The 24,281-nt window shown below is 66.3% G+C and carries 22 protein-coding genes; 14 read left to right on the top strand and 8 right to left on the bottom strand.

Features of this window, described 5'->3' with window-relative positions; all coding sequences use genetic code 11:
• Positions 1-89 precede the first annotated feature (89 nt).
• The 11 genes from ACF66B_RS14495 to ACF66B_RS14545 are packed head-to-tail and all read left to right on the top strand — an operon-like array spanning position 90 to position 9,702.
• Positions 90-1,814, top strand: coding sequence for a cytochrome D1 domain-containing protein (locus tag ACF66B_RS14495; protein WP_392664871.1), 1,725 nt, complete (start codon positions 90-92; stop codon positions 1,812-1,814).
• Positions 1,814-2,647: a uroporphyrinogen-III C-methyltransferase gene (gene cobA, locus ACF66B_RS14500; RefSeq protein ID WP_111428988.1), complete on the top strand. Its 834-nt coding sequence runs from the start codon at positions 1,814-1,816 to the stop codon at positions 2,645-2,647. Before ACF66B_RS14495 ends, cobA begins: the two co-directional genes overlap by 1 nt.
• Positions 2,640-2,954, top strand: a complete 315-nt coding sequence (locus ACF66B_RS14505; RefSeq protein WP_111428987.1) for a cytochrome c — start codon at positions 2,640-2,642, stop codon at positions 2,952-2,954. Before cobA ends, ACF66B_RS14505 begins: the two co-directional genes overlap by 8 nt.
• Entirely contained in the window at positions 2,954-4,099 is a 1,146-nt protein-coding gene (locus ACF66B_RS14510; RefSeq protein WP_392664874.1) for a cytochrome D1 domain-containing protein, read from the top strand. Before ACF66B_RS14505 ends, ACF66B_RS14510 begins: the two co-directional genes overlap by 1 nt.
• A gap of 10 nt (positions 4,100-4,109) precedes the next feature.
• Entirely contained in the window at positions 4,110-5,093 is a 984-nt protein-coding gene (locus tag ACF66B_RS14515) for an AsnC family transcriptional regulator (protein ID WP_111428985.1), read from the top strand.
• On the top strand, positions 5,093-5,554 hold the full coding sequence (locus ACF66B_RS14520; protein WP_111429506.1) for an Lrp/AsnC family transcriptional regulator: 462 nt from the start codon (positions 5,093-5,095) through the stop codon (positions 5,552-5,554). Before ACF66B_RS14515 ends, ACF66B_RS14520 begins: the two co-directional genes overlap by 1 nt.
• Positions 5,551-6,039 carry an AsnC family transcriptional regulator gene (locus ACF66B_RS14525; protein ID WP_111428984.1) on the top strand — a complete coding sequence of 163 codons (489 nt, stop codon included), beginning with the start codon at positions 5,551-5,553 and terminating at the stop codon, positions 6,037-6,039. The genes ACF66B_RS14520 and ACF66B_RS14525 overlap by 4 nt, the downstream gene beginning before the upstream one ends.
• The gene (gene nirJ, locus ACF66B_RS14530; protein ID WP_111428983.1) at positions 6,039-7,256 is read left to right on the top strand and encodes a heme d1 biosynthesis radical SAM protein NirJ; all 1,218 of its coding nucleotides are present in this window, start codon (positions 6,039-6,041) and stop codon (positions 7,254-7,256) included. The genes ACF66B_RS14525 and nirJ overlap by 1 nt, the downstream gene beginning before the upstream one ends.
• The gene (locus ACF66B_RS14535) at positions 7,231-8,787 is read left to right on the top strand and encodes a nitrite reductase (protein ID WP_111428982.1); all 1,557 of its coding nucleotides are present in this window, start codon (positions 7,231-7,233) and stop codon (positions 8,785-8,787) included. Before nirJ ends, ACF66B_RS14535 begins: the two co-directional genes overlap by 26 nt.
• The gene (locus ACF66B_RS14540) at positions 8,771-9,499 is read left to right on the top strand and encodes a cobalamin biosynthesis protein CbiX (protein ID WP_162683191.1); all 729 of its coding nucleotides are present in this window, start codon (positions 8,771-8,773) and stop codon (positions 9,497-9,499) included. The genes ACF66B_RS14535 and ACF66B_RS14540 overlap by 17 nt, the downstream gene beginning before the upstream one ends.
• On the top strand, positions 9,496-9,702 hold the full coding sequence (locus ACF66B_RS14545; protein WP_111428980.1) for a hypothetical protein: 207 nt from the start codon (positions 9,496-9,498) through the stop codon (positions 9,700-9,702). The genes ACF66B_RS14540 and ACF66B_RS14545 overlap by 4 nt, the downstream gene beginning before the upstream one ends.
• Before the next feature lie 399 nt (positions 9,703-10,101).
• Here ACF66B_RS14545 and ACF66B_RS14550 read toward each other — a convergent pair whose 3' ends face one another.
• A complete protein-coding gene (locus tag ACF66B_RS14550; RefSeq protein WP_111428979.1) occupies positions 10,102-10,620 on the bottom strand; it encodes a hypothetical protein in 519 nt (172 codons plus the stop codon).
• Positions 10,621-11,441: 821 nt separating this feature from the next.
• Between ACF66B_RS14550 and ACF66B_RS14555 the strand changes: the two genes are divergently transcribed.
• Entirely contained in the window at positions 11,442-12,476 is a 1,035-nt protein-coding gene (locus ACF66B_RS14555; RefSeq protein ID WP_111428978.1) for an AraC family transcriptional regulator, read from the top strand.
• 609 nt (positions 12,477-13,085) lie between these two features.
• On the opposite strand, the gene ACF66B_RS14560 is transcribed toward ACF66B_RS14555, so the two are convergent.
• A complete protein-coding gene (locus tag ACF66B_RS14560; protein WP_392663059.1) occupies positions 13,086-13,316 on the bottom strand; it encodes a hotdog domain-containing protein in 231 nt (76 codons plus the stop codon).
• Here ACF66B_RS14560 and ACF66B_RS14565 point away from each other — a divergent pair.
• Positions 13,305-13,439, top strand: coding sequence for a hypothetical protein (locus ACF66B_RS14565; RefSeq protein ID WP_392663062.1), 135 nt, complete (start codon positions 13,305-13,307; stop codon positions 13,437-13,439). The genes ACF66B_RS14560 and ACF66B_RS14565 overlap by 12 nt on opposite strands.
• Positions 13,440-13,457: 18 nt before the next feature.
• Here ACF66B_RS14565 and ACF66B_RS14570 read toward each other — a convergent pair whose 3' ends face one another.
• The 5 genes from ACF66B_RS14570 to ACF66B_RS14590 form a co-directional block, all read right to left on the bottom strand.
• Positions 13,458-16,190 (bottom strand): hypothetical protein, encoded by a 2,733-nt coding sequence (locus tag ACF66B_RS14570; protein ID WP_392663065.1) that lies wholly within the window; start codon positions 16,188-16,190, stop codon positions 13,458-13,460.
• The gene (locus tag ACF66B_RS14575; protein WP_392663067.1) at positions 16,187-17,467 is read right to left on the bottom strand and encodes an ATP citrate lyase citrate-binding domain-containing protein; all 1,281 of its coding nucleotides are present in this window, start codon (positions 17,465-17,467) and stop codon (positions 16,187-16,189) included. The genes ACF66B_RS14570 and ACF66B_RS14575 overlap by 4 nt, the downstream gene beginning before the upstream one ends.
• Before the next feature lie 75 nt (positions 17,468-17,542).
• Positions 17,543-19,489, bottom strand: coding sequence for a tripartite tricarboxylate transporter permease (locus ACF66B_RS14580; RefSeq protein ID WP_111432051.1), 1,947 nt, complete (start codon positions 19,487-19,489; stop codon positions 17,543-17,545).
• Positions 19,490-19,542: 53 nt separating this feature from the next.
• On the bottom strand, positions 19,543-20,628 hold the full coding sequence (locus ACF66B_RS14585; protein ID WP_111432052.1) for a tricarboxylate transporter: 1,086 nt from the start codon (positions 20,626-20,628) through the stop codon (positions 19,543-19,545).
• Positions 20,629-20,654: 26 nt separating this feature from the next.
• Positions 20,655-21,734 (bottom strand): 4-oxalomesaconate tautomerase, encoded by a 1,080-nt coding sequence (locus ACF66B_RS14590; RefSeq protein WP_111432053.1) that lies wholly within the window; start codon positions 21,732-21,734, stop codon positions 20,655-20,657.
• A 109-nt stretch (positions 21,735-21,843) separates the two neighbouring features.
• On the opposite strand from ACF66B_RS14590, the gene ACF66B_RS14595 reads away from it, so the two are divergent.
• Positions 21,844-22,764 (top strand): LysR family transcriptional regulator, encoded by a 921-nt coding sequence (locus ACF66B_RS14595; protein WP_111432054.1) that lies wholly within the window; start codon positions 21,844-21,846, stop codon positions 22,762-22,764.
• A 525-nt stretch (positions 22,765-23,289) separates the two neighbouring features.
• On the opposite strand, the gene ACF66B_RS14600 is transcribed toward ACF66B_RS14595, so the two are convergent.
• Positions 23,290-24,219: a LysR family transcriptional regulator gene (locus ACF66B_RS14600; protein WP_111432055.1), complete on the bottom strand. Its 930-nt coding sequence runs from the start codon at positions 24,217-24,219 to the stop codon at positions 23,290-23,292.
• Between the last annotated feature and the right edge of the window lie 62 nt (positions 24,220-24,281).

Below are 24,281 nucleotides of genomic sequence, written 5' to 3' on the forward strand. Positions count from 1 at the left end.
ACTTCGGGGGCCTCGCGAAAATGCGATCGGGAGGAAGGCATGAGGAGATTGCCCCGATGATCACATCGCCCAGGTTGCGCAAGACCGCCATGCTCGCAGGATTCGTCCTGCCGGTGACGATGGCCGCCAACGCGCTCTACGCCCAGGAAGAGAAGCCCGCAGGACACGGCGATTCCCCGGCCAACGAATATGTCTTCAGCGCGACGACGCTGGGCCAGATCGAGGTCGAGATCCCCGGGCTGAAGCCCGACGACCCCGTCATCACGCAAGAGGAATTCAATCAGGCCGCGACGATCTATTTCGAGCGCTGTGCCGGGTGCCACGGGGTGTTGCGCAAGGGGGCGACGGGCAAGCCGCTCACCACGGACATCACGCGTTCGAACGGCTACGACTACCTCAAGGATTTCATCACCTACGGCTCGCCCGCGGGCATGCCGAACTGGGGCACGTCCGGCGAGCTGAGCGAAGATCAGGTCGATCTCATGGCGCGCTACCTGCTGATCGAGCCGCCGGCGCCGCCGGAGTTCGGCATGGCAGACATGCGGGCGAGCTGGGATCTCGTGGTGCCGCCGGAGGACCGCCCGACCAAGCAGATGAACGACCTCAAGCTCGACAACCTGTTCTCGGTGACGCTGCGGGACGCGGGCCAGGTCGCGCTGATCGACGGGGCGACCTACGAGATCGTGCGGGTGTTCGACACCGGATATGCGGTGCATATCAGCCGGATCTCGGCCTCGGGGCGCTATCTCTTCGTCATCGGGCGCGATGGCAAGGTCAACATGATCGACCTCTGGATGGAGGAGCCCTCGACCGTCGCCGAAATCAAGGTGGGTTCGGAGGCGCGTTCGATCGAAACCTCGAAGTTCGAGGGTTTCGAGGACACCTATGCCATCGCGGGGTCCTACTGGCCGCCGCAATACGTCATCATGGATGGTGCGACACTCGAGCCGCTCAAGATCGTCTCGACCCGCGGCATGATCTACGACGAGCAGGAATATCATCCGGAGCCGCGCGTGGCCTCGATCGTCGCCTCGCATTTCCGGCCGGAGTTCATCGTGAACGTGAAGGAGACGGGCAAGATCCAGCTTGTCGACTACTCCGACATCCGCAACCTCAAGGTGACCGAGATCGAGGCCGAGCGCTTCCTGCATGACGGGGGATTCGACTCGACGAAACGCTATTTCCTGGTGGCGGCCAACGCGCGCAACAAGGTGGCGGTGATCGACACCAAGGAGGGCAAGCTTGCCGGGCTGGTGGAAACCGGGGGGCTGACGCCGCATCCGGGCCGGGGCGCCAACATCGATCACCCGGTCTACGGGCCGGTCTGGGCGACGTCGCATCTGGGTGACGAGACGATCTCGCTCATCGGCACCGATCCGGAGGGTCATCCCGACAATGCCTGGAAGGTGGTGCAGCATCTCTACGGGCTCGGAGGCGGCTCGCTCTTCATCAAGACGCATCCGACCTCGAACCACATCTACGTTGACACGCCCCTCAACCCGGACGCGGAAATTTCCGCTTCGGTCGCGGTCTTCAATGTCTCGGATCTGACTCAGGAGGAGCCGGAATACACCGTGCTGCCGATTGGCGAATGGGCGGGGATTGCCGAGGGCCAGCCGCGCGTGGTGCAGGGCGAGTTCAACGAGGAGGGCAACGAGATCTGGTTCTCGGTCTGGAATTCCAAGGACAGGGAATCGGCGATCGTCGTGGTGGACGACAAGACCCTCGAGATGAAGAAGGTAATCAAGGACGAGCGCCTGATCACGCCGACCGGCAAGTTCAACGTCTACAACACCAGGGCCGACGTCTACTGATGGCGGAACCTCTCAGCGCGCGGCGGGGCGGCCCGCTTCCGCCGCCGCCGGGACGGGTCTGGCTGGTCGGGGCGGGACCGGGAGATCCGGAGCTGCTGACCGTGCGGGCCGACCGGCTCATCCGTCATGCGGGGATCGTGGTGCACGACAGGCTGGTCTCGCCCGCGGTCCTCGGGCTCGTTCCGGCGCGGGCGCGGCGGATCGACGTGGGCAAGCAGCCGGACCACCACCCGGTGCCGCAGGACGAGATCAATGCGCTTCTCATCGAGCTCGCGCGCGAGGGGCATGACATCGTGCGGCTGAAGGGCGGGGACCCGTTCGTGTTCGGCCGCGGCGGCGAGGAGCTTGCGGCGCTTCGGGCCGCGGGCATTGCCGTCGATGTGGTGCCGGGGATCACGGCCGCGGCGGGGGCGGCGGCCTCGCTTGGGGTGCCGCTTACCCATCGGGGCCATGCGACCGGCGTCCGCTTCGTGACCGGGCATGTCCGCGCGGGCGCGCCGCTCGCGCTCGACTGGGCCGGTCTCGCCGATCCGGACACGACGCTCGTGGTCTACATGGGGCTCGCGGCCCTGCCGGTGATCTCGGCGCAGCTCATCGCCCACGGGATGCCCCCGGACCTGCCGGCGCTCGTCGTGGCCTCGGCGACGATGGCGGCGGAGACCTGTGTCTCGGCGACGCTGCGGGACGTTCCGGGTGTCGTGGCAGAGGCGGGGCTTGCGGCGCCGGCGCTGCTTGTCATCGGGCGCGTGGTCGATCTGCGGCAGCCCGCGGCGGAGATGGCCGCAGGGCTCGCGGCTTTTCCGGGTCTCATGCGGGTCGGGGGTCATGCCTGAGCGGCTGGTGGCCCTTCTGCTCGCGGCGGCGACCGTGCCCGCGGCGGCAAGCGGTCTGCCGCCGGGGCGGGCGGCCGAGCTCGAGACGCTGGTCCGGCAGGATTGCGGGGCCTGTCATGGAATTACGCTTGCGGGCGGGCTCGGCTCGGACATCCGGCCCGCGGCGCTTGCGGCCCGGACACCCGAAGGGCTGGCGGCGGTGATCCTCGACGGCATTCCCGGGACGGCCATGCCACCCTGGCGGCCGCTGATCTCGCCGGAGGATGCCGACTGGATCGCCAGGTATCTGCTGGAGGACGAGGAATGATGCTTCGAACCCTGATCGTTGCGCTCATGTTGGCCCTCCCCGCCGCGGCGGCGGAGCTGCGCGGGACGGGCGATCTCGGCGTCGCCGTCGAGCGGACCACGGGCTCGCTCCTGGTGCTGGACCGATCCGAGCATGCCGCGATCGGCCGGGTGGAGGGGCTGGGCGATCTGTCGCATGCGTCGGTCGTCTTCTCGCCGGACGAACGCCATGCATTCGTCTTCGGGCGCGACGGCGGGCTCACCAAGGTCGATATCCTGACGCAGGACATCGTGGGCCGGGTGATGCAGGCGGGGAATTCGATCGGCGGGGCGATCTCGGACGACGGCACGCTTGTGGCGGTCTCGAACTACGAGCCCGGCGGCGTGCGGGTTTTCGATGCCGCGACGCTCGCGCCGGTGGCGGACATTCCGACAGGCTCCAGGACGCTCGGCCTTGTGGATGTGCCGGGGCGGCGCTTCGTCTTCTCGCTCTGGGATGCGGGCGAGACCTGGGTCGCGGATTTTTCCGGCGGCCCGGAGCCTGCGATCACGAAGATCACCGGGATCGGGGCCAATCCTTATGATGCGCTGGTGACCGCCAATGGCCGGACCTATATCGCCGGGCTCTTCGGCGAGGACGGGCTGGCCGAGATCGATCTCTGGCAGGAGCCGCTGCGGGCGCGGCGCATTCTCGACGGCTATGCCAAGGACGATCCGGCGCTTCCGGTCTACAAGATGCCGCATCTCGAGGGCTGGGCTCTGGCTGGCGAGCGCTTCGCGCTGCCCGCAATCGGGCGGCACGAGGTGCTCTGGATGGATGCGCGGAGCTTCGAGGAGGTCGGGCGGACAGCGGTGCATGGCCAGCCGGTCTTCGCGGTGGCGCGCCCCGACGGGCGTCAGGTCTGGGTGAACTTCGCCCACCCCGACAATGATACGGTGCAGGTGATTGACACGCTTTCTGGCGAGATCGTGCACGAGTTGAAGCCCGGGCCGGCCGTGCTGCACATGGAGTTCGCGCCGCGGGGCAACGAGGTCTGGATCTCGGTGCGCGATGCGAACCGGATCGATGTCTACGACACCGCAAGCTTCGAGAAGATCGCCGAGATCCCGGCCGAAAGCCCGTCGGGGATCTTCTTCACCGCGCGCGCGCATCGCACCGGGCTCTAGGGAGATGGCCATGGATCTCGACCCGATCGACCGGCGGCTTCTCGAAAACTGGCAGAGGGATTTTCCGCTCGAGCCGAGGCCCTTCTCGGTGCTGGCCGCCGCGCTCGGGCTGGGCGAGGCGGAGGTGGTCGGGCACCTGCGGCGGCTCCGGCAGCGGGGGTTCATCAGCCGGCTCGGCGGCACCTGCCGGCCGAACACCGCCGGAGCAAGCACGCTCGCCGCGATGGCCGCGCCGCCGGCGGAGATCGAGGCCGTTGCGGCGGTCATCGATGCGGAGGAGGGGGTGAACCATTCCTACCTTCGGGATCATGCGTGGAACCTCTGGTTCGTGGCGACGGGCCCGGACCGGGCGCATGTGGATGCCGCGCTGGCGCGGATTTCGCGGCGGACCGGGCTCCGGGTGCTCGATCTGCCGCTGGTCCGGCCGTTCAACGTCGATCTGGGTTTTTCCTTCGATGGCGCCGCTCCGCCCCCCGCGCCGCGTCCCCTCCGGCGCGAGGCGGTCCAGGCGGGCGATGCGGCGATCCTGCAGGGGCTCTGCGAGGGGCTCGACATCACGACGCGGCCCTATGCCGCGCTCGCCCGGAGCTGCGGCCGGAGCGAGGCCGCCGTGATCGCACGGATCGGCGCGTTGCTGGAGACGGGTGTGATCGGACGGCTCGGGGTGATCGTGCGGCACCGGGCGCTCGGCTGGACCTCGAATGCGATGGTGGTCTGGGATGCGCCCGAGGCGCGCATCGCGGTGGCCGGGCCGAGGCTGGCCCGCATGCCGGGTGTGACGCTCTGTTATGAGAGGAGGTGCGCCGGGCCGGACTGGCCCTACCGGCTCTACTGCATGATCCATGCGCGGAGCCGGGAGGATGCGCTGGCGACGCTGGGCCAGGCCGAGGCTGCGGCGCGGCTCGACGGCTGCCCGTCGCAGATCCTCTTCAGCCTGCGCTGCTTTCGGCAGCGGGGCGCTCTCATCTCTCTTGGCGAAGGAGCCGCGGCATGATGCGCGACCAACCCATCCTCGACGGCCTTGACCGCTGCATCCTGAATGCGATCCAGGACGGGCTGCCAATCGTGGCCGAGCCTTTCGCCGGGCTCGCCGACAGCCTCGGGATCGAGGTGGAGGAGCTGCTCGAGCGGATCGCGCGCCTGCGTGCGGAGCGGGTCATCACCCGCTTCGGCCCGTTCTACGATGCCGCCGCGATGGGCGGCGCCTTCTGTCTCTGCGCGATGGAGGTCCCGGAGGAGCGGTTCGACGCGGTGGCCGGGCAGGTGAACGCCTGGCCGGAGGTCGCGCACAACTACGCCCGCACCCACCGGCTCAACATGTGGTTCGTGCTGGCAACCGAGACGCCGGAGGACATCGTCCGCGTGGCCGAGGCGATCACCGGGCAGACCGGCATCATGGTGCTGCGCTTTCCCAAGCTCGAGGAATTCTTCATCCGGTTCCGGGTGGCGGCATGAGGATCGACGAGACCGACCGCAGGATCATCGCCGCGACCCAGGGCGGGCTGCCGCTGGTGCCGCGGCCGTTCGCCGCCGTCGCCGAGGAGCTCGGGCTCGAGGAGGCCGAGGTCCTGGAGCGGATGGCGGTGATGCAGGAGCGCGGCGTCATCCGGCGGATCGCGGGGGCGCCGAACCATTATGCGCTCGGCATGACCGCCAACGGCATGACGGTCTGGGATCTCGAGGATGCAGTCGCCTCGGAGCTCGGCGCGGCGGTGGGGGCGCTTGATTTCGTGAGCCATGCCTATCTCCGGCCGCGGGCGATGCCGGGCTGGCCCTACAATCTCTTCGCCATGGTCCATGGCCGGGACCGTTCGGAGGTCGAGGCCAAGCGCGCGCGCATCGCGGTGCTGCTCGGGCCGGCGGCCCGCGCGAACGACATTCTCTATTCGACCCGCATCCTCAAGAAGACCGGCCTGCGCCTGTCGCGAAAGGAGACGTGATGTTCCGGCTCTCGCATTACATGCACGATCTCGTCCATGGCACCACGGCGCGCCCGCGCCGCCGGTCCGGGCCGGTGCGGCCCGTGGTGATCTGGAACCTCACCCGCCGCTGCAATCTCCAGTGCCGCCATTGCTACACGAGCTCGGCGGATGTGCCGTTTCCGGGCGAGCTCAGTTCTGCCCAGGCGATGGCGGTGCTCGACGATCTCGAGACGTTGCGGCTGCCAGCCCTCATCCTCTCGGGCGGCGAGCCGCTGATGCGGAAGGATTTCTTCGAGATCGCGGAGAAGGCGCGGACGGCTTGCCGGTATCTCGCGCTTTCGAGCAACGGCACCTCGCTGGCCGGGCCGGTTGCCGACCGGATCGCGGAGATCGGTTTCGATTACGTGGGTATCAGCCTCGACGGGATCGGCGGGATGAACGACTGGTTCCGCTGCAAGGAGGGCGCCTACGAGGCAGCCCTCGCGGGTATCCGCGACTGTCTCGCCCGCGGGGTCAAGGTGGGGCTGCGCTTCACCATCACCCAGGATACCGCGGCGGAACTGCCGAAGATGCTCGATCTCTGCGAGGCGGAAGGCATCGACAAGTTCTATCTCTCGCATCTCGTCTATGCGGGTCGCGGCGACAAGCACCGGGGCGAGGATGCCGAGCTGCGGCGGAGCCGGGAGGCGATCGCGCTGCTGGTCGAGCGCGCCTACCGGGCCGCACTGAACGGCACCGGGCCGGAAATCGTGACCGGCAACAACGATGCCGATGCGGTCTGGTTCCTGCGCTGGGCGGAAGAGCGGTTCCCGGCCGAGCGGGTCGCGGCGCTGCGGGCGGCGCTCGAGGCCTGGGGCGGCAATTCGGCGGGGCTCGGGGTCGCCAACATCGATCCGCAGGGCCGGGTGCATCCCGATACCTACTGGTCCGACTATACCGTCGGCAACGTCAAGACGACGCCCTTTTCCGTGCTCTGGACCGGCGAGGATCCGATGCTTTCCTCCCTGCGCCAGCGGCCGCGCCCGCTCAAGGGGCGCTGCGGCGCCTGCGCCTATCGCGCGGTCTGCGGCGGCAATACCCGCATTCGCGCCCTGCAGCTCACCGGAGATCCCTGGGCCGAGGATCCGGCCTGCTTTCTCGAAGACGGGGAGATTGGCGTGGCAACGGCGGAGCCGCGTCTCGAAGTCGCACCATTCCGGGGCAAGAGCCATGATCCGGCGCATCGTTTTTCCTAGCGCGCTGATCCTTGGCCTGATCCTGGCAGCCGGGCTCAGGGCCGATCCCGCGGCGCTCTATGCCGAGCATTGCGCCGCCTGTCACGGCGCCGACCGCTTCGGAGCCATCGGACCTGCGCTCATTCCCGAGACACTCGGGCGCATGCGGGGCCCGGATCTGGGCGCGGTGATCGCGAACGGCCGGGCTCAGACGCAGATGCCGGCCTTCGGCGAGACGCTCCCCGAGGCGGAGATCGCGGCGCTCGCGGCGTTCGTCACGGCGCCGGTGGCGGAGGTGCCGGCCTGGGGTGCGGCCGAGATCGCGGCGACGCGGGCGCTCAACGCCGGTTATGCGGCGGCGGATGCGCCGGTGTTCGCGGGCGATCCGCTGAACCTCTTCGTGGTGGTGGAGACGGGCGATCATCATGTGAGTGTGCTCGACGGCGACAGTTTCGAGGTGCTCGACCATTTCCCGACCCCCTTTGCCGTGCATGGCGGACCGAAGTTCACGCCCGACGGGCGCCATGTGTTCATCATGTCCCGCGATGGCTGGGTGCAGAAATACGATCTCTGGTCGCTGCAGGAGGTGGGGCGGATCCGGGCGGGACTCAACAGCCGCAACATCGCGATCTCCGAAGATGGCCGCTGGATCGCCGTGGCGAACTACCTGCCCGCCACGCTCGTGCTTCTCGACGCCGGGGATCTCACGGCAGCGCGGGTGATCGACGTCGCGGACCGGGACGGCGTGCCGTCGCGGATTTCCGCGGTCTATCAGGCGCCGGAGCGCCAGAGTTTCATCCTCGCGCTGAAGGATGCGGCCGAGATCTGGGAAGTGTCGACCGTCGAGACCGGGCCGCCCGTGCATGAGGGGTTCGTTCACAGCTACGAGGCGGGCATGGAGGAGGCGCTCGCCGTCGAGACGGGGCTCTTCGCGCGGCGGCGGATCCCGATCGACGAGCCTATAGACGATTTCTTCTTCTCGCCCGACTACCGCTTCCTGATCGGAGCGTCGCGCGAGGGCGGGCGGGGCGTGGTGGTCAATCTCACCGTCGGGCGCGAAGTGGCGGAGCTGCCGTTGCCGGGGTTTCCCCATCTCGGCTCGGGCATTTCCTGGATCCGGGACGGGCGGCGGGTGATGGCGACGCCACATCTGAAGGAGGCGAAGCTCTCGATCATCGACATGGAGAGCTGGGAGGTCGTCTGCACCATCGAGACGGCGGGGCCGGGCTTCTTCCTGCGCTCGCATCCCGAGAGCCGCTACTTCTGGGCCGATGTGTTCTTCGGGCCGAACCGGGATGCAGTGCATGTCATCGACAAGCAGAGCCTCGAAATCGTGAAGACGCTGCGCCCTGTTCCCGGCGCCACGGCGGCCCATGTGGAATTCGACCGCTCGGGTGGGCATGCTCTGCTCAGCATCTGGGCCGACGATGGCGCAGTAATCGTCTATGATGCGCATACGCTCGAGGAACTGCGCCGCATCCCGATGCGCAAGCCCTCGGGAAAATACAACGTTTGGAACAAGATCACCTTCGCTGATGGCACCAGTCACTGACACCGCATTGATCGTATCCCATGGCCAACCCTCGGCGCCGGATGGCGCGGAGAAGGCGTTGGCCGCGCTTGCAGCGCAGGTGGCAGAACGGCTTCCGGGCTGGCGGGTCGGAAGTGCGACCCTCGCGGCGCCGGGCGCCCTTGCCGCCGCGCTCCTCACGTTCGGGGGCAGGGCACTCGTCTATCCGCTCTTCATGACCAATGGCTGGTTCGTCAGCACCCGTCTGCCGGACCGGCTGGCCGCGGCGGGGGGCGCGGGATGCGAGGTGCTGCCGCCACTGGGGCTCGATCCCGCCCTTCCGCGTCTCATGTCGGATCATGCTGCGGAACGGGCGGCGGGCGTCGGGCTCGATCCGGCGGCAACCACGGTTCTGATCGCGGCGCATGGATCGCCGAGCGATCCGCACCCGAAGCGCGTTACCGAGGGGGTGGCCGATGCACTGAGGCAGGACGGGCGGTTCGCGCGGATCCTGACCGGCTACGTCGATGAGGCGCCGCGCCTTCGGGATGCTGCGGTCGAGGCGCAGGACGGGCTCTGTCTGCCCTTCTTCGCGGCCCGGAACGGCCATGTGGTCGTGGACGTGCCGGAGGCGCTTGCATCTGCCGGATATCGCGGCCTTCTGCTCGATCCGCTCGGCACCTGGCGGGTCATCCCGGAGGTGATTGCCGCCGGCCTCTCCGGGGCAGCGGCACGTCGTGAGGCGCAGAGTTGAAATATCTTCTTCTCTGCGCGCTCCTCTATCCCTTTGTGACCGGTGCCGCGGCGATCAACGTCTTCATGCTCGCGCTGATGGGCCGCGCGATCGGGCTTCCCTCGCTCACCCCGGTGCAGGCGCTGGGCCTCGGCGCGGTGCTGTCGCTTGGCCTCACGATCCTTGCCGCGAACTGGGTGCGCCGGCTCACCCGGGACGGCTGAACGAGGCGGCGGGGCAAGTGCAGCTTGCTGGCAGCCGCGAGGTTGAAGAGCTTGCGGCGAGCTGGAACCGCCGGTGTCATGCGGGCCATTCCGATCATGTGCGCCACCGCGACCAAGTCCTGCCCGCTTCCTGCCGGGAGCGCGGCCTGGGCGATCTGGTCGGCGCCGGAACGGCTGGTCGCGCGGGCCGACCGTCGCGAGATGGAACACCCGGCGCAGCTTGTCCCCGGATTTCGCCGGGGACCGTCACCGAAAGGAGGCTGCCACGTCATCGTCCTTCGGTTGGGTGGCGCTCCGGGGCTCGGCTGCCGAATCCGGGACACCGCTGCCGTTTCGTGCGGTGCAGCTGACCAGGACGAAGGAGAAGGCCCCGCCCGTTGCCGGCGGGGCCTCCGCGGATCAGTCGCGGCAGGGCGGGTAGGAGCCATAGCCGCAGGGTTCGGAATAGGGGCCGTAACCGCCGTAGTAGGGCTCCGCCGCGCCGGCGGAATAGAAGGCCCCCCGAAGGGCGGTGCGGCGGGCCACCCCGGCGAAGGACAGCGGCGTGAGTGGCCGGCCGATGATGTCGATGAAGATCGCGGCCGCGCCCGTGGCTCCGGTCAGATCGCCTTCCAGCACGTCGACATCGAATGTCAGATCGGGGCCGGACATCTGGGGGTTCTTCAGCACGACAACCGCGTCATAGACGTCCTTCTCGCTCTCGCCGAAGACCGAGACGGTGGCATTGGGCGGATCGGCATAGAAGCTGTCGGGATAGTCGGGGTTCCATTCATCCAGCAGAACGGAGGTCGGCGCATGGCCGGCCGAGCGCACCGGGCGGTCGGCAAAGACGATCGAGTTGCCGGCGATGCCTTTCAGCGTCAGCTGGCCATCGGCAAGCACGGCGCCCTGGCTGTTCATCACGATCAGCGAGGGCACGATCTCGGGGCGGGCCTGACCGATGGTCTTTTCCAGCGGGTGATGCGGCGGTGGGGGGTGGCCTCTTGTGCCGAGGCGGAAGAGAGCGCGGCCATCAGTGACAGGATGGCAAGCGCCGGGATGGCTCGAAGACGTCGCATGTATATGATCTCCGGCTGCAGATACAGGTGGACGGTGCGCGCCGCGAAAAGTGCGGTGCGATCGGTTTCGGGACGTGTTGCGGCAAGCGTCATTGCTGTTGCGAACCGATTCCTGCGGAGGCCAGTGATAGCCCTCGGGCACCGAGATATGCAGCTCCTGATCCGCGACGCAATCGTTCGAGCCGCAGGGCGGGCTCACCGGGGCGGACGAATGCCTGAGGTGTTCGAAGGCTCCGGCCAGCCCCGGCGGTTTGCCGGCCCTCTCAAAGGTCCGGCCGTGCGGATCGTTCCCGGAAGGGCCCGGGTCGGTCGGTCCGGTGAACGGCCAGTCCTCAGGAGACCGGGTGTCACGCGGGGCGCCGAACCCTGTCACCGACCGGTCCCTTGAGACCCGGGGCAGCGAGCGGCCCGCCGTGCCGGCGAACTCCGCGGCCAGGGGGGCGTCCCGCGTCGAGGCGATCGCTTCTGTTGCTCTGAGCAGGTTCACCCGGATGCCCTTCGGCTCGACCCAAGGTTTCTCTTCCCGGCACGCAGGCTTTTGAGGCGTCAGACCGGCCCTTCGTCGCGTCTGCTCCGGGGCCGGCTCTTGCAGACAACCAGCCTTTCCGGTCATCAGATCATTGCGCAAGCCTTGGCGCATTTCGTTTTGATGGGTTTGGTTCCGGAGGACATAGACGGGCCATGACTGCCTCGCATTTCCGGTACCTGCAGCGCGGCACCGCGCTCACCCATCTGCCGCCGCTGCTGGCCGAACTTGGAACCCCCCTCGACGCCGTGCTGGACGGGGCGGGGATCGCTGCGGCCGATCTGGTTCCCGACAGGTTCCTTCCCTATGCCGCCGTCCTGACCGTGCTGGACCGGGCGGCCGCGCTGAGCGGTCGGGAGGATCTGGGCATCCTGCTGGGGCGGCGCCAGAGCCTGACCTCGCTTGGCCCCGCGGGGGAGGTCATGCGCCATGCCTCGACGCTTGGCGAGGCGCTGAACGACTATGCCCTGCTGCAGATCTGGAACTGCACCGGCGCTGCTGTCTATACCTATCGCACGCGCGAGGAATTCGCCTGTGGCTACGGCATCTACGATCCGGCCGGAGTGGGCGCCATCCAGATCCATGACACGGTGCTGGCGATCGGCTGCTTGCTGCTCTCGATCCTGACGGAACAGCGGGTGGAACCGGTCGAGCTATGGTCGATGCGGCCGGCCCCTGCCGACCCGGCGCCGCTGCGGACTCTGGCGCGATGCCCGGTGCGTTATGGTCAGGACCAGACCTGCATCTTCCTGCCGCCATCCGCCGCCGCCGTGCCGTTGCCTGATCGCGACCGCGGAAGACATGATGCGGCACTGGCGCAGATTGCACGGCGGGCGGCCTCGGCCCCCTGGGGCAAGGTGGCAATGGTGCGCCATGCCCTGCGCAGCGCCTTCATCAGCGGACGGACGGGCATGGACGACGTCGCCGCGCATCTGCACCTGCATCCGCGCAGCCTGCGCCGCGCGTTGACGCGCGAGGGAACGAGCTTCACTGCCTTGCGTGACGAGGTGCGCTTCACCATCGCCCGCGAACTTCTCTCGCTGACCCCGCTTCTGATGCGCGATATCGCCCTGGCGCTGGATTTTGCCGATACCAGTGCTTTCACACATGCCTTCCGCCGCTGGTCTGGCATGTCGCCGACCGACTGGCGATGTGGTCATGGCAAGGCCGCCCCAGGGGCGGCGGACTGAAAGAGACCGGCGGACAAGAGTGTCAGCAAAACAAATCCCCGGGTCTTGACCCTGCGATACGCATCGTGACGAGCACGGATGCGATCCCTTCATGCCCGGGCCAATTGCCACGAATGGCGGAACGTTTATCCGAGGTCTTGCCCCGAATTCTTGCAGCAGTATCTGCCTTCGGCATGTCGGCGAGACCCGCCCGGCCTTGAGGCACGGGTCGCGCGGCCGACCGGGAGGGGTTGAGCGTGTTCAGTTTGTTGTGGTGCCGTGCAGTTTGCAGACCGAATGGAAACGGGACTGCCTTGAACCGAAGCCGCGCGCCGGGAGTATCGAGCGGGATCGCGCCCCTTTTACATAGCGCGGGCCATGCGGTTGACGCCGCAGGCGCCGGATGCGTGGCGATCCTGGACGGGAAGCAGGGGCCGAGGTTGACGCTGGCGCAAGAACTGAAGCCGCCTCCGGTGGAGTGGGTGACGCCATATGATAGCTTCAACTGACCGCCCCTGCCGCCCTTTCAGCCGAGGCGGCGACCGCTGCAACGCAAAGATGAAAGCGGTCTTCCGCGCCGTGTGCCGCGAGACAGCCGGATCTCGCCATGCAGGGGCCTATCGCACGGCTTCAGATCGCCTGATGGTGCACGTTCAGGCTACCACCGCACCAGACGCGACCCACATTCGTTGGAAAGGACGCGAAGGTGGAGCTCGCTTCGGTCACGAGATGGCGCTCTTCGGCGTTGTGCTCGCGGCGCCAGGCCGCGACCCAGATCTGCATCGAAGTCTCGCCGGCCCGCTCCAGCTCGGCCTGGAGCGAAACCTCGTCGCCGACCTTGAGCGGGCAATGAAACGTCATGCCCTCCACGCTGATCGCGGCGTCGCGGCCGCGCGGTCCATCTGGCTCATCAGCCAGCCGCCGAAGATGTCTCCGGCGGGGCTGGTGTCGGCCGGCATCGCGACGGTGCGGATGGCCGGCTGACGCTTCGGGCGTACGGGATCAGACGACGTGCGCGCATTGTGACGCTGGCGTACGGGTGTCCATGTTTCTTCCCCGGTTCAGGTGATCGTCGATTTCCGCCGCCGAGCCGATCATCCGGCCATAGAGGAACACCGTGAAGGCAGCCGTTTCCAGATCGCGATCCACGAGACGCCCTGACCGGTAGTCGTCCCACAAGAGCGCCAGCATCATCGCGGCGATCACTGCATCGACATTCACGCAGAAGACATAGGGCGTGGCGCCGACCTCGTGCAGCTGCCGTACCAGTTCCCGATAGAAGGCGTGGAACACGTTGTAGCGGCCGCGGCTTTCCATGAACTCGGCGATAAAGACCTCGCGGGGGTCGTGGTTCACCGGCTTGCCCTTGAAGACCGGATGATGAACGCCGGGAAGTGCGCGGACCTCGGCGCCCTGTTCCTTGGCCTGCCGCTTGTCCTGCTTGTAGCGCAGCGCAAATTCGCGGGCCATGGCTGTCAGGTCCAGCCCGTGGTTGGGATCCGATGGATCGGTCAGCCCGCTGTCCCTGAACTGTTCGAGCAGGAATGCCATGCCCTCGAACCCGTTGCCGCCATGGCTGTAGCCGGTATGGGTCAGAAAGCCGACCATCGCCTTGTTGATCTGCACCCGGTCCGGAGTCTGCGGCCCGTCGGCGGCGACAGCGCCCTTGGCGCCCTGCGCCGAGATCGAGCCGGGACCGTTAGAGATCAGCAATCCGACCAGCACCTGCAACATCTCGGCCTCGGCCTTGGCCGGGCGCTTGCCGGTCATCGCCAGATAGCACAGATCGGCCATGGTCCATTGGTCAAAACGCTCTTCGCGCGGGATGCCGCAAAGCGAACCATGTTGGTGATGCGGGCCGGGGATCGAGGCCCCGACCATCACGCCGTAGAGGCGCAAATACCAGGGCAGCGTGCGGGCGGTCAGCCGGGTGATCCGCTTGCGCATCAAGGGCCCCCAGGAAATGGTCAGGGCAATGGCCGCCAGAATGGCGTCGCGGTTCAGCCGTTCGCCGAAGCCCGACAGATATGTCAGAAAGACCGATGTGCCGCCGCGCGCCTGAACCGCCGCCAGCATGGCCTCGGGCCGGGGATCGTCGGCTTCGTCATCGGTCGCCAGGAACATCGCCCGGCTGTCATCATCCATCGTGACGCCGCTGGTATCGAAGGTTTCATCGCGGCCGTCCTTCAGCCCGGAATGGGCGAACAACTCGATCAGTATATCGGTGCAGGCCAGCGCCCGTTCGACCCGGCGAGGACCGACGATCGCGGCGGCCGCCGCCATGACGCTGTTGGGCGAATTGCCGGCCTCGCGCGCGGCATCGGCGGCGATCAGGATAGGATCGCCGACCAGATTGACCTCAGCGGCGACGGCCACGTCCAGCATCGCGCGGTCGTTCGGGCCTGCAATCTCGTGCACCAGCGGCAGCGCGAAGTTCGCCTCAAGCGGCAGAAGCGCCAGATCCAGGACGCTGTGGCCATGGACGCTGGTCACCCGTGACTTCGGATCCATGATCGAGGCGCCGGACTTGTCCTTCATCGTTTGGCGCGCGACCACGGCGCCGATCTGGCTGTCCAGCGCCGCGATCTGTTTTGCATAGGGTTCGGGCGCCGTCACCGGGGCCAGCGCCAGATTGGCCGGCAGTTGCAAGCCCTGATCGTTGGCGATCCAGGTCTTCAACGCCAGATTGCCGCGCGGCGCGAAATCGGGCTGCGTGCCATTCAACGCCATCACGGCGGTCAGCGCCGCGGGAATATCGGCGATGTTGGTTACGACCGCACCTTTCTTCGACACATACTGTGGCGTCTCGGGCGTGAAGATGCCGCCGCTGCCAAAGGCGTCGATGAACCAGCCCTCCTTGTCCTCGGCCTTGTCGCCGGAACCGGCCATTGCGCCGGCATGGCCGACCGCGCGGGTCAGGCGCGATTTCCAGCGCCCGACCACGCAGGCCACGACCGGCTTCTGCCAGTCGATGTCGTGTTCGTAGTAACCGCCCGGCTCGGCATACAGGACCGCCGCCGCCGAACGGTCGTCATTCTGGAAGGCATAGGCAAAGTCACGCGCGCCGTAGTTGATATAGACGTCCTTGCCGCTGGAGATCAGCGTCGTCGTGCCCCAGCCTTCGGTCGCCAGATACTGCGCGATGGTGGTGGTAAAGCCGCCCGAATTCGAGAAGATCGCGATGGATCCCCGGATCAGCGATTCCTCGGGGTGATCGCCGCCAAGCGCGCCGCCGATCCTGACCCGGTTCCAGCTGTCGGCAACGCCCAGGCAATTGCCACCGATGACGTCGATGCCGTTGGCCTGCGCCATCGCCCGGACCTCGCGCGCATCGTGGATGGCGATCTTTTCGGTGATGATGACGATCTTTTCCAGATAGGGGTTCACGCGGATCAATTCGGCCACGCCGTCGCGCACGCCCGAGGGCGGCAGGTAGATGACGCCGGTGTTGAAGGCGTGCCCGGCCTTGAGCCCCTCGCGCACGTTGTTGAAGACCGGGATGTCGCCCGCGGCCGTCTTCAGAACCTGGCCGGCGCGCCCCGGTGATGTGCCGAAGACCACATTGCCACCGGAAAAGGCGTGGCTGGTCGGCGTCACCTGCCGGCTTTCGCCGCCCATGATGTTCAGCACGCAGACCCGGTCCTCGGGCGTGGCGATATCAGCCAGCGAGCGGAGACCCAGATAATAGGGGAATTCCTCGATGCCTTGACGATACATATCCTGTCCTCCGATCACGCTGCGGTCCGAATGCCCATGGCATCCGCGATTTGCTGCCGTCCGCCCTCGCGCATCCATGCGTCAATCTTGCGGGCATAGCTCACGACTTCGGAAATCGCGCTGTCGAACCCGAAGAAGCGGTAGGGCACGCCGAGGCTGTCGAGCGTTTCCGCGAGATTGCCCATGCCGCGCACGAGGTTCGGCCCGCCGCGGCCGACGACCACATACAAGGGCACCGGGCCATGGGTGGCGAAGTGCTCGCGGAGCGCATCGCCCATGCCGCGGAAGGTCTCATGGATGTCGGTGTTGTTCGACTTGCCGCCGATGATGAAGAGCACGTTGGTCTGCTGCAGGAAATGCCGGTAGCAGATCGAGGCCACCGCCTTCATCTTCTCGTAGGGCGGGTTGCCGCCGAAATCGGACGAGATGATCGCCGCGTCGCCCAGCACCTCGGTCACGAGGCTGTTCGCACCGCCGCCGAAGGTCGGGGCGAGGATTGTGCCGCTTTCATTGATGACGAAGACATCCGACTGGCCCTGGTGGGTGCGGAGCTGGTTCACTTCCTGCTCGAAAGCCGAGATGTCCGAGGCGAACAGGTGATTGGGCAGGCCAAGGCGGCTGACGCGCGGGTCGTCACGGTCAAACCCGCATTTGAAATCGCAGGCCACCGGGGTCAGACGGCCACCCTTGTCCACGCGCATGCGGATCGGGTTCAGCTCGAGCGTGGTCATGCCGTAATGGTGCATCAGTTCCCACAGTTTCGGCAGGTGCTGCACCAGTGGCGAGATGATCTCGCGCGGGGCGCCTATGTCGCTGAGCGCATTGGCCACCACGAAGGCTTTCAGACCGGTCAGCGCATCGAAGGGCACGGTGGCCACATCGCCCTTGTCCAGTTCCTCGATATCAATGCCGCCGCGATGGGTCAGGGTCATTGTAGGGGCGCGATACCGGGTATCGTCGGTGACCGAGAAATAGACCTCGTGTTCGGCAGGCACGCCGGCCTCGAATGTGACGCCGTTGGCCTTGGCATAGGCATTGCCGTGGCGGTGCTCGGCGAAATAGAGCCGTTCCTTCTCGGCCAGGGCGGTCTTCAGATCGGTGGCCTTGCCAATCAGCCCGGCCTTGCCCTTCTTGCCAACCCCGCCGCGAAACAGGGGTTTGATGAAGATCAGCCCGTGGCGGTTGATCAGGCTCTGGATATCGTCTTCGCTGGCATCGGGGCCGAGGATTTCGGATGTCGGAAACCCGACATGATCCAATAGCTTGCTGCCATGCAGCATTCCGGTGAGTTGCATGTTGATGTCCTTCGTCGGGGAATGGTGGTCCTGCGGTCGCGGATCAGGGCAACCGCAGGATGGTTTGACGTTTCGTCAGAACAGCATCTGGCCAAGCAAACCTTCGGGCAGGCGCAGGGTCATGGCCCAGGTGATCAGGCCGATGAAGCCCACGGCCCCGGCGGTCATCGCAGCGGCAGTCAGCGGTCGGGCCTTGCCCGCCACGATCAGGAAGGTCGGGAAGAAGACGACCATCGCCGGGAAGAAGCCGATCAGCCAGATCAGCGCGACCAGTCCAGCGAAGACCGCCAGATATTTCTCGCGCCCCGAGGATTTCCCGGCGACCGTCAGGCTGGCGTCGTCATCATGGATTTCGGCGACACGCCCCGACCGGATCCGCAGGATCACAGCGAGAGACGCAATCAGCGCCAGGATGCCGATGGTCAGCGGGAAGATCATGGCCAGGAAGCTGAGCTGAGCGGCCTCGAACACGCAATACGCGGCAACCAGGAACAGCACGCCAGCAAAGGCGAGCTGGCGGCCACGGGTCTGCTGGTCGGCGGTGTCGCTTTCGCCCTCGCTGGAGATCTCGGCGCCGAAGCGCAAGCCGAGGAAGACCGATACGACCGTGATCAGCGCGATGATGATGACGCCCGGACGCATAACCCAGGCCCAGTCGTAGAACTGCACTGCCTGATACAGGTAGTTCTCGGCCCCCGGCGCCAGCACAAAACCGATCAGCAGCGCAGGGCGTGGCCAGCCAAAGCGGCGCATGTAGATGCCCACCCCACCCATCAGGATCAGCGCGACCAGATCGGCCATCGAGCGCGAGGCCTGGAAGGCCGCGAACATGGCGATCATCACCATGAAGGGCGCCAGATAGACGAAGGGAACCTGCGTCAGCCGCGCGACCGGGCGGGCCAGCATCACGCACATACCGGCACCGACGACATTGGCCAGCGCCAGCGACCAGATGATCGTGTAGGTCAGGTCCAGCTGCGTCTCGACCATGGTCACGCCGGGCTGGATGCCCAGCAGAACCATGCCGCCGAGAAAGACCGCCATCGAGCCTGAGCCGGGAACCCCGAAGAGCAGCGTCGGGATCAGCGCGCCGCCCTGGCAGGCGTTGTTGGCCGATTCAGGCGCGATCACGCCGCGCACGTCGCCCTTGCCGAACTGCGACTTGTCGCGGCTCGTCTGCACGACATGGCTGTAGGCGATCCAGTCGACGACCGCGCCACCAAGGCCGGGCAACGCGCCGATGACGCACCCAAGGCTGGCGCAGCGGGCGACCAGCCAGGGATGGCGCAGCACATCGCGCACGCCCTTGCCCCAGCCACCACCAAGACCCGTGTTTTCGGAAATCGCGGTGCCGCGCTTCAGCAGATCGATCACCTCGGGGAGGGCGAAGAGGCCCATCGCGACGACGACCAGAGGCACACCGTCGTAAAGGTAGTCTATGCCAAGGGTCATGCGCGCCTCGCCCGTCGCGGGCGCGGTGCCGATCGAACCGATGACCAGGCCAATCCCGGCCGCGGCAATTCCCTTGGTCAGGCTGCGCCCCGAGAGGACTGCCACCATCGACAGGCCGAAGATGGTCAGCATGAACAATTCAGCCGAGGAAAAGGACAGAACCAGCGGTCGTGCCATCACGATGGCGAAGGACAGGACCACCGCACCGATCACCCCGCCCATCAGCGAACTGGTGAACGCCGCGGACAGCGCCCGCGCCGCCTCGCCGCGCTTGGCCATGGGAAATCCGTCCAACACCGTCGCCTGACTGGCACTGGATCCGGGGATCCCCATCATGACCGAGGTGAAGGTGTCGCCCGTCGGAATGACCGCGACCATGCCGATCAGCATGCCAAGGGCCGAGGCCGTGTCCATTCCATAGAGAAACGGCAGCAGGATCGACATGCCGGCAATCCCGCCAAGGCCGGGCAGGATGCCGACGACCAGGCCGACGCACACGCCCAGGACGAGGAACAACAGATGCCCTCCGGACATGACCTGACCCAGCGCCGAAAGCGCGATATCAAACATTTCGATTTCCTCCCAATTGTTTTGGGGCGGGGCCGCTGACCCCGCCCGTCAGGTCACATCTTCACGCCGTAATCTTCCGCCAGCCAGTTCGTCAGAAACTCGCGGATGGCCGGATCGACGGTCAGCGCCTCTTTCAGCGCCGCATCGGCTTCAGCGCCGACAAGCTGGTCGTAGTCGCCCAGCTCTTCGCCCGCGCGCTCGCGGAAATCGGGCGCCTCGACGATGGTCTTGGCCGCTTCGCCGTAGGCCGCGATGACCTCAGCCGGAGCGTCCTTGGGCAGTACGAGCATCTTTTGCAGCGAAAAGCCTGCCAGCATCAGCGCCTTCCAGGCCTCGAAAGCCTCGCCCTCGGGCTTGGCGCCGGTTGCCTGTTCGTAGAACTCGACAAAGGTCGGCATGTCGGGGAAGGACGGATCCCGGGCGACATTGCCTTCCGCATCCACCACCCCGAGCGAGAACAGGGGCACCGCCTTGCCGCCGTCGACCAGCGGCCGCACGCTGCTCATGAAGGCAGAGCTGGTCTGGAAGTCGATCCCCGCCTCGCCGCGTTCAAAGGCCAGACGGCCCGCGCCACGGCTTTCCATGCCGAAGACCGCCTTGATGTTCAGCCCCATCATCTTGAAGGCCAGCAGGACCGGCATTTCCAGCGCGGTTGCGCCCTGGCTCGCAAACCGGATTTCCTCGGCGCGCAGCTTCTCGATATCCTGCGGGCCGGTAACCCCGTATTTCGGGTCGATATAGACGACGCCCCCGGTGGGCGAGGCCAGCACCGCGGTCCAATCCGCATAGTCGTAGCGCACGCGCGGGTCGCCAAGGATCGCAGGATATTGTGTCGAGGCTGAGGTGCCCAGGATCGACAGGCCGTCGTCGCTGGCGCGCATCGCAAACTGGTTCGCACCGGTGATCGAGCCACCGCCTGGCACGTTCAGGACGACGACCGTCGGATTGCCGGGCAGTGCCTCGGACAGTTGCGGGGCGAAGAAGCGCGCCCAGACGTCGGTGCCGCCGCCGACGCCGAAGGGAATGGTCCACTCGATGGTCTCGCCGGCAAAGTCCTGAGCCTGCAGGGACATCGGCATGGCAAGGGCGACAGCGCCCAGCAGCATTGAACGAAGGCCGCGTTTATTCAAAAGTTTCATGGGGTTTCCTCCTCCTGAGTGATATTTTATGCGACTTTGTCACGGATATGCACGAAGCCGTCGAAGAGCCTGCGCGCCGTTCGGATGACCGAGACGCGGCGGATCTCGCCGGTGTCTGGGTCCTGTTCGATCTCGACGGGCGTCCGCCCCGAGGGATGTTCGATGACCAGCATCCTGCGGCCGTGTTCATCGGGTTCGGGCAGCACCGCCAGATCGCTGGCGACCGTGCCGGGCGTGCAGCAGGCCGATGCGATGCAGACGGCTCCAGTGATCGCCACCGCCGTGTGGCAGGCATGCGGCATGAAATAGCGCGCGGTGATGGTCGCGCCTTCGGTCGGCGGGGCCAGCAGGATGGGCTTGGGTATGACCATGTTGGTGACATCGCCCAGCCCCATCAGGCGCCCCGCTTCCAGCCGCAGCGATTCCAGCCGGGTCATGAAATCACGGTCGGCATCCAGTTCGGCGGGGGCTTCGTGCCCGGTCTTGCCAAAGCTCTCGGCGGCGGCAAGCACGGCAGCGACCGCCATGTCGAAATGCGTGACCGCGATGCCCTGCACCTGGTCGCGCAATGCCTCGGTCGGCAGCAGCTTCCCGGTTTTCGAGCCTGCCGCGTCAAGAAACGCCAGGCGCACCGGCGCGGCGGTTCCGGGAACCCCGGCAATGGCCGTATCGCCCTCGTAGCTGACGGCGCCGCCCGGCGTCTGCACGATCGCCTCGATCCGCTTGCCGGTGTTGACGTTGAGGATGGTCAGACAGGTTTCCGGGTCGCTGGCCGCGATCAGCCCCTGCTCGATGGCGAAGGGTCCGACCGCTGCCAGCATGTTGCCGCAATTCGGTGCGGTATCGACCAGCGCCTGTTCGACGTTCACCTGGGCGAACAGGTAGTCGATATCCGCGCCCGGCTGCTGGCTGGGGCCGACGATGGCGACCTTGCTGGTCAAGGGATTGCCGCCGCCGATGCCGTCGATCTGCAGCGGATGGCCCGAGCCCATGGCCGAGATCAGCACGGCATCGCGCGCGGCTCGATCAGCGGGCAGGTCGGAAGACAAGAAGAATGGACCGCGCGACGTACCGCCACGCATCAAGACGCATGGTATCCTGGACATGATTTCTGGCTTTCCCCTGGCGGGTCACTGACCCCCGATGAGAAAACCTTGCCATGACGGCATGGCATGTGTGAAATGCAATGATCTGAACGATAATTGCGTTTGACGCATGAATATTGATCTGGAAGACCTCAGGGCCTTTGTCGCCACCGCCGAGATGCAGAGCTTTCGCGCGGCCTCTGACAGTATCAACCTGTCGCAACCCGCGCTGACCCGGCGCATTCAGAAGCTGGAGGCGACCCTGGGTGTTCAACTGCTGGAACGCACAACGCGCCGCGTGTCGCTGACCGCCGTCGGCCGCGACTTCCTGCCGCGCGCGCGCCGACTGCTGGACGATCTGGAAACCTCGCTTCTTTCGGTGCGCGAGATTGCCGAGCGGAGGTCCGGACTGGTCAGCATCGCCTGCATTCCAACCGCCGCCTACTACTTCCTGCCGGATGTCATCGGCGAATTCACGAAGGAATTCCCGTCGATCCGGTTCCGCATCGTCGACGCCGGCGCGAACGAGGTCTTGCAAAGCGTCCTGAACCGGGAGGTCGATTTCGGCATAACGCTTCTGGGCACTGACGACCCCGAGGTGGCTTTCGAACCGCTGATCGAGGAACCCTTCTATCTCGCCTGCCGCCGCGATCATCCTCTGGCAGACAGGACCGAAGTGACCTGGGCCGAGCTGGCGGATCACCGCTTCATCACCGTCGGTCGTGCGAGCGGCAACCGGCTGATCATGGATCTTGCGCTGGCTGGCGCGCAGATCCGGCCACGCCCCTATTACGAGGTCCAGCATCTCTCCACATCGCTTGGTTTGGTCGAGGCAGGTCTTGGCGTCGCGGCGCTTCCTCGGATGTCGCTACCTGCCGATCCGCATCCCCTGATTTCCGCGGTTCCTTTGAAAGACCCCACCGTGACCCGGACCGTCGGTGTGGTTCGCGTGCCACAGGCCAAGGCACCGCCGGCGGCAGAGCAATTCTATCGGATGCTGTTGTCCCGTTGGCAGACCGCGACCGGCGCCGACAGTCGCTCGGTGGATTAAGGGAGTTTGGCCCGTTGCCTGAACTTTATTCAGGACGTATTTCGGGATCACGTTACCCCTCGGCGGAGGTTCCGCCCTCTTATGCCGACCCGGCGAACGTCCGAGTGCCTCCTGCGGCGCGCGGAGACGGGGTGGGAGCGCTTCCCGTTACTCGAAAATGTAGACCGGCTCGCAGTCGGGCCGGCGAACGTTTCGATGTCTGATCCACCTACTTGAGCGGCGACTGGAGACGAAGTGGTCAGCTGTTGTTTCGGGAAAGCTCCGCACTTCAACAGTTTCCAAGATATCCACTAAATCGGCGCAGTCATGAGGTCCGGGGAATGCCGGCCCCAAGAGACCGCTTCCGAGCCTCTGCTCGGCAGGAGTGGTGAACGGCCCCTCCCGCATGAACCTAGAATACAAAGAGAAAATCCGGCCGCAGTCGTACGGGAGAACGCTATTGCCGGGGTAAGCGGCGGAGGGGATGGCCTGACGTCGACGCTTCTACGGCGCATTCACTAGGGCGACCCTTCAGCATCCGGTCTTTCACAGGTTCCAGATCTTAGCGATCAGATCGAAAGCCAGTTCAATACTTGGTTCGGCCTGGCGGCTTGCCAACGACAGGAAGCCAAGCGTCGTCTCGACCGCGGCTCGGTCCACCAGCACCAGACCGTGGACCTGCTCCTCATACAAGGCCATCGACTCCCGGCACAGGCACAGGCCCACCCCGGAGCGCACCATGGCCAGCATCGAGGCCTCCTGGTCCACGACCGCGACCTCGTTCTGCTCGACGCCGAGTTCCCCGAACAGGCGATCAAGCAGACGTCGATGCACCGAGGCGGTGGCTGTGCCGATCCAGGGCAAGGACGCCAGTTCCTTCCAGTCGAGCCCTGCCGTGCGGTTCTTCCAGCCGGCGGGCGCTATGACGCGATACTTGAATCTGGTCAGCACCGCATGGTTAAAAACGGACTCGGCGCTGTCTTGCTCCTGTCCGGCGACCCAAGGGCCATCCGCCGGGTCTCCCAGGAAATAGCCGACATCGATCTCACCGCGCAGAAGCCGCACAGGCACGTCGCCGCTCATCCCATGGGTCAACTGGGTCCGGAGTTCAGGCGCTGCGGCGATCATGGCGTGCAGGAATTGGCCGAGGCGAATGAAATCCGGGTCGATCACCGTGCCGAGACGAAGCGTGCCGCGCACCGTGCCCTTCATCCGACGCGCGGTCTGGCTGAAATCTTCCAGCGCCCCGAGGACCTGTTCGGCCTTCACCAGCAGCGCCGCCCCGTCCTGCGTCAGATCAACTCCCTTCGCGGTGCGGACGAACAGGGTCAATCCGGTGCTTTCGGACAGGCGTTTCATTTGAAGGCTGATCGCTGGCTGGGTCAGGCAAAGCACATCCGCCGCGCGCGAGACATTGCCCTCACGCGCAACGGTAACGAAGGACCGCAGGGTCCGAAGGTCGACAGGATGCTTCATATAAGAGCGATTTATAATATGCCATTTCATTAGTCATTGGAAATATGCGCGGCCCCGTCGCT

Origin of the sequence: Amaricoccus sp. B4, assembly GCF_043226085.1 — a bacterium.
Classification (GTDB): Bacteria; Pseudomonadota; Alphaproteobacteria; order Rhodobacterales; family Rhodobacteraceae; genus Amaricoccus.

Bases quoted from the DNA above. Each gene is read 5' to 3' on its own strand.
- ACF66B_RS14520 (WP_111429506.1), top strand. From the start codon at position 5,093: ATGCGCGACCAACCCATCCTCGACGGCCTTGACCGCTGCATCCTGAAT.
- ACF66B_RS14585 (WP_111432052.1), bottom strand. From the start codon at position 20,628: ATGAAACTTTTGAATAAACGCGGCCTTCGTTCAATGCTGCTGGGCGCT.
- ACF66B_RS14515 (WP_111428985.1), top strand. From the start codon at position 4,110: ATGGATCTCGACCCGATCGACCGGCGGCTTCTCGAAAACTGGCAGAGG.
- ACF66B_RS14525 (WP_111428984.1), top strand. From the start codon at position 5,551: ATGAGGATCGACGAGACCGACCGCAGGATCATCGCCGCGACCCAGGGC.
- ACF66B_RS14575 (WP_392663067.1), bottom strand. From the start codon at position 17,467: ATGCAACTCACCGGAATGCTGCATGGCAGCAAGCTATTGGATCATGTC.
- ACF66B_RS14595 (WP_111432054.1), top strand. From the start codon at position 21,844: ATGAATATTGATCTGGAAGACCTCAGGGCCTTTGTCGCCACCGCCGAG.
- ACF66B_RS14565 (WP_392663062.1), top strand. From the start codon at position 13,305: ATGAAACGTCATGCCCTCCACGCTGATCGCGGCGTCGCGGCCGCGCGG.
- nirJ (WP_111428983.1), top strand. From the start codon at position 6,039: ATGTTCCGGCTCTCGCATTACATGCACGATCTCGTCCATGGCACCACG.
- ACF66B_RS14495 (WP_392664871.1), top strand. From the start codon at position 90: ATGCTCGCAGGATTCGTCCTGCCGGTGACGATGGCCGCCAACGCGCTC.
- ACF66B_RS14555 (WP_111428978.1), top strand. From the start codon at position 11,442: ATGACTGCCTCGCATTTCCGGTACCTGCAGCGCGGCACCGCGCTCACC.
- ACF66B_RS14600 (WP_111432055.1), bottom strand. From the start codon at position 24,219: ATGAAGCATCCTGTCGACCTTCGGACCCTGCGGTCCTTCGTTACCGTT.
- ACF66B_RS14540 (WP_162683191.1), top strand. From the start codon at position 8,771: ATGGCACCAGTCACTGACACCGCATTGATCGTATCCCATGGCCAACCC.
- cobA (WP_111428988.1), top strand. From the start codon at position 1,814: ATGGCGGAACCTCTCAGCGCGCGGCGGGGCGGCCCGCTTCCGCCGCCG.
- ACF66B_RS14510 (WP_392664874.1), top strand. From the start codon at position 2,954: ATGCTTCGAACCCTGATCGTTGCGCTCATGTTGGCCCTCCCCGCCGCG.
- ACF66B_RS14590 (WP_111432053.1), bottom strand. From the start codon at position 21,734: ATGTCCAGGATACCATGCGTCTTGATGCGTGGCGGTACGTCGCGCGGT.
- ACF66B_RS14505 (WP_111428987.1), top strand. From the start codon at position 2,640: ATGCCTGAGCGGCTGGTGGCCCTTCTGCTCGCGGCGGCGACCGTGCCC.
- ACF66B_RS14580 (WP_111432051.1), bottom strand. From the start codon at position 19,489: ATGTTTGATATCGCGCTTTCGGCGCTGGGTCAGGTCATGTCCGGAGGG.
- ACF66B_RS14535 (WP_111428982.1), top strand. From the start codon at position 7,231: ATGATCCGGCGCATCGTTTTTCCTAGCGCGCTGATCCTTGGCCTGATC.
- ACF66B_RS14560 (WP_392663059.1), bottom strand. From the start codon at position 13,316: ATGACGTTTCATTGCCCGCTCAAGGTCGGCGACGAGGTTTCGCTCCAG.